7 protein-coding genes are annotated in these 7117 nt (G+C 70.4%); 2 read left to right on the plus strand and 5 right to left on the minus strand.

Going from position 1 to position 7117, the window contains the following annotated elements; translation table 11 throughout:
• From G6024_RS07185 to G6024_RS07195, 3 genes are all read right to left on the minus strand, one after another.
• The coding region (locus G6024_RS07185) for a hypothetical protein (protein WP_159148371.1) at positions 1–304 on the minus strand (304 nt) is incomplete at its 3' end.
• Positions 305–320: 16 nt separating this feature from the next.
• Positions 321–674 carry a response regulator transcription factor gene (locus G6024_RS07190; protein ID WP_200841557.1) on the minus strand — a complete coding sequence of 118 codons (354 nt, stop codon included), beginning with the start codon at positions 672–674 and terminating at the stop codon, positions 321–323.
• A 92-nt stretch (positions 675–766) separates the two neighbouring features.
• Entirely contained in the window at positions 767–1573 is an 807-nt protein-coding gene (locus G6024_RS07195) for a crotonase/enoyl-CoA hydratase family protein (RefSeq protein WP_067711883.1), read from the minus strand.
• Between the two features lie 82 nt (positions 1574–1655).
• On the opposite strand from G6024_RS07195, the gene G6024_RS07200 reads away from it, so the two are divergent.
• On the plus strand, positions 1656–3293 hold the full coding sequence (locus tag G6024_RS07200) for an acyl-CoA synthetase (protein ID WP_159148372.1): 1638 nt from the start codon (positions 1656–1658) through the stop codon (positions 3291–3293).
• A 2-nt stretch (positions 3294–3295) separates the two neighbouring features.
• Complete coding sequence (locus G6024_RS07205) at positions 3296–4402, plus strand: NAD(P)H-dependent flavin oxidoreductase (RefSeq protein ID WP_067712132.1); 1107 nt, start codon at positions 3296–3298, stop codon at positions 4400–4402.
• Positions 4403–4530: 128 nt separating this feature from the next.
• Here G6024_RS07205 and trhA read toward each other — a convergent pair whose 3' ends face one another.
• Together trhA and G6024_RS07215 are read right to left on the minus strand one after the other, a co-directional pair.
• Positions 4531–5262, minus strand: a complete 732-nt coding sequence (gene trhA / locus G6024_RS07210; protein ID WP_181694273.1) for a PAQR family membrane homeostasis protein TrhA — start codon at positions 5260–5262, stop codon at positions 4531–4533.
• 21 nt (positions 5263–5283) lie between these two features.
• Positions 5284–6960: an AMP-binding protein gene (locus G6024_RS07215; RefSeq protein WP_159148373.1), complete on the minus strand. Its 1677-nt coding sequence runs from the start codon at positions 6958–6960 to the stop codon at positions 5284–5286.
• Between the last annotated feature and the right edge of the window lie 157 nt (positions 6961–7117).

Consider the following 7117-nt stretch of genomic DNA (forward strand, 5'->3'; position numbering starts at 1 on the left):
CGAGCAGGTCGAGAACGGCCCGGTCGACGACCCGCGCCCGGTACCCGCCCAGCCTGCCGGGGGGCTCGTCGGTCGGCTCCTCGTCCGCGGCGAGCGCGAGCAGCCGGGGCCGGATCGGCCGCAGGATGCGCTCGACACGACGACCACGGCTGAGCCGCGCCGCGTGGGCCCACAGCATGACGATGATCAGCACGGCGATGGAGGCGACCAGGATCCACAGCGATGTGGTGAGCACGCTGGACGTGACCTCGGGCGCGACGTCGTCGAGCAGGGAGGGGGAGGGGTCGTCGTACGAGGGGAGCACCGGGCGGTCCGCGGTTCTACCGGCCGAGCAGCGCGTCGACCCGGCGGAGGAGCTCCCGGGGGCTGAAGGGTTTGATGACGTAGTCGTCGGCGCCCGCCGCGAACCCCGCGTCGACCTCGGCATCCCGGGCTCGGGCGGTGAGCAGCAGGACGCGGCAGTCCTCCGGGCCCTCACCGTCCCGCAGGCGACGGAGGACGTCGAGCCCGGACAGGCCGGGCATCATGATGTCGAGGATGGCCAGTGACGGGGCGAAGCTCGTGATCGCCTCGAGGGCCTCCACCCCGTCGCGGGCGGTGCGGATCTCGTATCCCGCGTTGTCGAGCTTGAAGGCGACGAGCTCACGGATGTCGTCGTCGTCGTCGGCGATCACGACCCGCGGCCCTGGTCCTGTCACTGGTGCGCCCCGCCCCTCTGTTCTCTGGTTGTCGTGTCGACCCTATCGGCAGACCCGGGGGCGCGCAGTCACTCTCCCCGGAACTCGGGCGTGCGCTTCTCGGCGAAGGCCCGCGGGCCCTCCTTCGCATCGGCGGAGGCGAAGACCCGCCCGCCCACCTCGGCGTCGACGCGGAAGGCCTCCTCCTCGTGCATGCCCTCGGTGCGACGGATGGTCTCGATCATCCCCCGGACCGCCAGCGGACCGTTCGCGGAGATGAGGTCGGCGATCTCCAGGGCCTTGTCGAGGGCCGATCCGTCGTCGACGACGTGGCCGATGAGCCCGAACCGCTCGGCCTCCTCGGCGGTGAGGTGGCGGCCCGTCATGAGGACCTCCATCGCGACGGTGTACGGGATCTGGCGCACGAGCCGGACCGCCGAACCGCCGAGCGGGTACAGGCCCCACCGCGCCTCGGAGACACCGAACTTCGCGGACCGTCCGGCGACGCGGATGTCGGTGCCCTGCAGGATCTCGGTCCCGCCCGCGATGGCCGGCCCCTCGACCGCGGCGATGAGCGGCTTGCTCAGTCGACGGCCCTTGAGCAGGGCCGGGAGCGTCGTGAGATCCCAGCCGCCGCCGGCGAACTTGTCCCCCGGGGCGTCGGAGTTCATGGCCTTGAGGTCGGCGCCCGCGCAGAAGAACCCGCCCGCGCCCGTGAGGATGCACGCCCGGATGTCGGGGTCGGAGTCCACCAGGTCCCAGGCGGCCTCCATGCCCCGCATCATCGGCCCGGACAGGGCGTTCCGGGCTTCGGGGCGGTTCATGGTGACGATCAGGACGTGCCCCCGCCGCTCGGTGAGCAGGTGCTGGTCCTCGGGGGTTGCGGCGCTGGTCATCTTCGGCCTCCTGGAGGATTTCTTTATGCCGGGTTCGATGTAACCCACACCACGGGAAGGTAACACGTTCTAGTTTGGGGGCATGGCGTACTCCATCGGAGATCTCGTAGAACACAGCGTGGACCGTGTCCCCGACCGGCTCGTGCTCGTCCAGGGTGATCGTGAGCTCAGCTTCCGGGAGTTCGAGGACCGTGCAAACCGACTCGCCCACCACCTGCAGTCGGTGGGGGTGGGGCCCGATGACAAGGTCGCGGTGTACAGCCGCAACACCATCGAGGCCGTCGAGGCCATGGTGGCGATCTTCAAGATCCGCGCGGTCATGGTCAACGTGAATTTCCGCTACGTCCCGGCCGAGCTCGAGTACCTGCTGGACAACTCCGATGCCGTCGCGGTGATCCACGAGCGGCGGTACTCGCAGACCCTGGCCGAGGCCCTGCCCAGGACCCCGGGGGTCCGGCACTGCCTGGTGTTCGAGGACGGGACCGACGGACCGGACCCGGTGGTCCCCGAGAGCGTCTCCGTGGCGCACTACGAGGACGCCCTGGCGGCGCAGTCCCCGGAGCGGGACTTCGGCGAGCGCTCGAACGACGACATCTACATGCTGTACACGGGTGGCACCACGGGCTCGCCCAAGGGCGTCATGTGGCGCCAAGAGGACGTGTTCATGGTCCTGGGCGGTGGCATCGACTTCCTCACGGGGGAGCGGGTCGCCGACGAGTGGGAGTTGGCGAACAAGGCCGTCGACGGCGGGGTGCTGGTCCGGGCCGCGCTACCGCCGCTCATCCACGGCGGAGCCCAGTGGGCGATCCTCATGGCCCTGTTCGCCGGTCACACGAGTGTGCTCATCCCGGAATTCGACGCGGAGACGGTCTGGCAGACGGTCACCGACCGCAAGATCAACCTGATGTTCATCACCGGTGACGCGATGGCGCGGCCAATGATCGAGGCCTGGGACGCGGAGAAGTACGACCCTTCGTCGCTCTTCTACATCGGGTCCTCGGCTGCCCTCTTCTCGCCCTCGGTCAAGGACCAGTTCATCGAGGCCTTCCCCAACGCGATGATCTCGGACTCCATCGGTTCGTCGGAGACGGGTTTCTCGGGCATCGCACTGGCGGAGAAGGGGAAGACCCACACCGGCGGTCCGCGCGTGAAGATCGACGGCGAGACCACGGTCCTCGACGACGACGGCAACGAGATCCGACCCGGATCGGATGTCATCGGCAAGGTGGCCCGGACCGGTCACATCCCGCTGGGGTACTACAAGGACGAGGCCAAGACCGCGGCGACGTTCAAGACGTACAACGGTAAGCGCTACTCCATCCCCGGCGACGACGCCCGGGTCGAGTCCGACGGCACCGTCACGATGCTCGGCCGCGGCTCGGTGTCCATCAACACCGGCGGCGAGAAGGTGCACCCGGAGGAGGTCGAGGCGGCCCTCAAGACGCACCCCGACGTGTTCGACGCGCTGGTGATCGGGGTCCCCGACGATCGGATGGGGCAGAAGGTCGCCGCCGTGCTGCACACCCGGGACGGCAAGTGCCCGCCCATCGAGGAGATCAACGAGCACGCGCGCACGGAGATCGCCCGCTACAAGTGCCCGCGCGCGGTCTGGGTCGAGACCTCGGTCAAGCGCAATCCCGCGGGCAAGCCCGACTACCGGTGGGCCGCGGACATCGCCGCGTCCCGCCCCGCAGACGACAGCCAGGAGATCAGCAAGTGAGCATTCGCACTTCCCTCACGGAGGAGTTCGGGATCGAGTACCCCGTCTTCGCGTTCACCCCGTCCAAGGCCGTCGCGGCCGCCGTGACCCGTGCCGGCGGCATGGGCGTGCTCGGGTGTGTCCGGTACAACGATGCCGCGGAACTCGACGAGGTCCTCACCTGGATGGACGAGAACACCGACGGCAAGCCCTACGGTGTGGACATCGTCATGCCCAACAAGGTCCCCACCGAGGGGAGCCCGGAGGACATCGCCGCGATGATCCCCGAGGAGCACAAGTCGTTCGTCTCCCGTGTCCTCGATGACCTCGGCGTCCCACCGCTCGGTGATGACGCCGAGCACAACGCAGGGGTGATCGGGTGGCTCCACTCGGTCGCCCAGTCGCACGTGGAGATGTCTCTCAAGCACCGGCCGGTGCTCATCGCCAACGCCCTGGGCTCGCCGCCGAAGCACATCATCGACCTCGCCCACGAGAACGGGATGAAGGTCGCCGCCCTCGCCGGCGCCACCAAGCACGCCCTGGCCCACGTCGACAACGGCGTGGACATCGTGATCGCCCAGGGCGGCGAGGCGGGAGGTCACACCGGCGATGTCGCGACGATGGTGCTGGTCCCCGAGATCGTCAAGGCCCTCGACGGCCGGGCCCCGGTGCTGGCCGCCGGTGGCATCGGCGACGGAACCCAGGTCGCGTCCGTGATCGGGATGGGCGCGCAGGGCGCCTGGATGGGATCGCGCTGGCTCACGGCCGCCGAGTACGCCGAGGACGGCGGGTCGCGGGCCATGCAAAAGGCGCTCGTGGCCGCGACCAGCCGCGACACCGTCCGTACCCGTATCTACTCGGGCAAGCCCGCGCGGCTGCTCAAGAGCAAGTGGACCGAGGCGTGGGCCGCCGCCGACGCGCCGGACCCGATGCCCATGCCCCTGCAGAACATCCTCGTCGCGGAGGCCCACCAGCGGATCTCCGAGGCGCAGGATCCCGAGGTCGTGGCGATGCCCGCAGGGCAGATCATCGGCTCCCTCGAGGGCGTGGTGCCCGTGGCCGAGACGATGGCGCAGATCGTCGCCGAGTACGAGGCCGCCGTCGAGCGACTGCGCGCGACCCTGGCCTGACCGGACGGGCCCGTCTCGCCGTCATCAGCCAGATCCGCTACTCCGATTCCGGATCCGCCAGCCCAATTCGGGTAGCAGATCGGGAATCGGGATAGCGGATTCTCGGCCGTCAGGTCGTCAGCAGGTCATCAGCTGGTCAGGACGAACAGCAGCATCGCGGCCCAGTGGCAGGCGAACGCGATCACGGTGCACGTGTGGAACACCTCGTGGAAACCGAAGACGCCGGGGGCCGGGTCGGGTCGCTTGAGGCCGTAGACCACCGCGCCGCCGGTGTAGGCGACGCCACCGACCATGACCAGGATGACGGCCGCGAGGTTGGCGGTGATGAGGTCGCCGGCGAACCACACCGCGGTCCAGCCGAGGCCGATGTACAGGACGACGTACAGCCAGCGCGGCGCGGACAGCCAGAACAGGCGGAACAGGATCCCCAGCAGGGCGCCCGACCACACGAGTGTCAACAGGATCTGGGTGGTCGGGGGCTCGAGTGCCGCCACCGTCATGGGGGTGTACGTCCCGGCGATGAGCAGGAAGATGTTGGAGTGGTCCAGACGGCGCATCAGGGCTGCGGCGCGTGGCCCCCAGTTCACCCGGTGATACAGGGCCGAGATCCCGAACAGCAGGGTCGAGGTCGCCAGGAACACGGCGCAGGCCCAGGTCAGCGCGGTCCCCTCGGCGAGCACGGTGAGCACGACGCCCAGCGCGATCGCGACGGGTAGGGTGCCGGCGTGAATCCACCCCCGCAGCAGCGGTTTGGGCGGAACGGGCGCGGAGATACCGAAGTCGTCGTCGGCGGCGACGGCATCGGCGTTGATGCCGTCGCCGGCGGGATGCTGCAGGTCGGGGTTCACGGCGTGGTCCACACGCCAAACCTACCGACGACCTCACCCGGGGGTGAAGGCCCCCGCACCGTCGGCGCGGACCCAGACCCTGTCCCCGGCCGATTCGGCGCCCAGCGAGCTGAGGTCGCGGGCCCGGAACTTGAAGCTGGCCGTCCGTGGTAGCGCGGCGGTCATCCGGAGCAGCGACGGCCACTGCTTGGGCCCGAGGTCGGGTTGGGCGGCGAGGAAATCACCGAACCCGCCCGCCAGGGCCGAGGCTTCTGCACCCTCGCGAGGCACCACCGCCGCGGCGACGGCGTCGCCGATGACGGCCGGGCCCCGCACCGTCTCCGCCGGCACGGCGTACACGCCGACCTCGGCCACATCGGGGTGTCGCCGCAGTACGCGTTCGATCGGAGCCGCCGCCAGGTTCTCCCCGTCCACGCGCATCCAGCCACCGGACCGGCCCGCGAAGTAGACCCATCCGTCGTCGTCGACGTACGCGAGGTCGCCGGAGTGGAACCGGCCGCCGCGCATCCTCTCGGCGTCGGCGGCGGGGTCGCCGTAATACCCGGAGAACAGGCCCGGCCCGTCGGCGACCATCTCACCCACGGACTCGTCGGCGTTGAGCAGGACACCGGCGTCGTCGAAGCGGGCGCGGGGGCACTCGTCCCCGGACTCCGGGTCGACGATCCGCACCCCGTCCGGCAGTGGACCGAGCGCGGCGTCGGGGGTCCCGGGCGTACGGGTGACGGAGATGCCGCCCTCGCTGGAACCGAACCCGTCCACCACGGTGACGCCGAAGCGTCGGGCGAACTCGCGGCGCACGTCGGCCGGGGCCTCGTTGCCGTAGACCACACGCATGGGGTTGTCGGCGTCATCGGGCCGCTCGGGGGTGGCCAGGATGTAGGAGAGCGGCGCGCCGACGTAGTTGGCGAAGGTGCATCCGTGTCGCCGGACGTCGTCGAGCCAGTTGGAGGCGGAGAAGCGACGCCGCAGGGCGATCGAGCATCCGGAGTACAGGGCGATCGGCCACGCCACCATCACGGCGTTGGAGTGGAACAGCGGCATCGCGCTGTACACGCAGTCGTCCGCGCCGATCCCGAACCTCTCGGCGAGCATGCGGCCGGGCACGGAGATCTTGCTCTGCGTGATCCGGACGGCCTTGGGGTCGCCGCTCGTGCCCGAGGTGAACACCAGCGCGACCAGGTCGTCGGGGCCGGCTGGCACGTCCGCCACCTCGGGGAGCGCCGCGTCGGCGTGGCGCTCCAATAGCGCGGTCCACTCGGGGGAGTCGACGGAGACCACGGGCACGCCGGGGTCGAGCCCGTCGAGCAGTGCGGCGTTGTCGGTGTCCGTGAGGATGAGCGCGCAGTCGGCGAGCGCGGCGTCCCGGATCAGGGCCTCGCCGCGCCGCGTGGGGTTGAGCCCGGCCACGACGAGCTCCGAGCATGCCGCCGCGCCGAGCAGGTGGAGGTACTCGGGCGTGCCGGCCAGGAGGAGGCCGACGTGGGGACGTGCCGGTGGTGACGACGACGACGATGACGACGACGAGGTCATCAGTTCCCGTAGCGCCGCGATCCGCACGGCCACCGCACCGACGGCCTCCGACCAGGGCGTGAGCCGGCCGTCGGACCAGATTCCGCGGTCGCCGACGGCGGACAGGGCGTGCACCGCGTCGGCGACGGAGGTGAACGGCTGGGCGGCGACGTCCGCGATCGTCTTCACCGCGCCGCTCACGCCGAGTACTCCCAGGGGTCGCCCGCGGTGGCCAGCACGTCGCCCAGGTCGAGCAGTTGCCGGGTGGCGCCGCCGAGGCGGAACTCGTCGGCCTTCGCGGCGAGGAAGTAGCGGTGGGCGGGCTCGGAGCGGTCCAGCCCGACGCCGCCGTGGACGT

Source organism: Dietzia maris, assembly GCF_014144855.1.
GTDB classification, from domain to species: Bacteria; Actinomycetota; Actinomycetes; order Mycobacteriales; family Mycobacteriaceae; genus Dietzia; species Dietzia kunjamensis.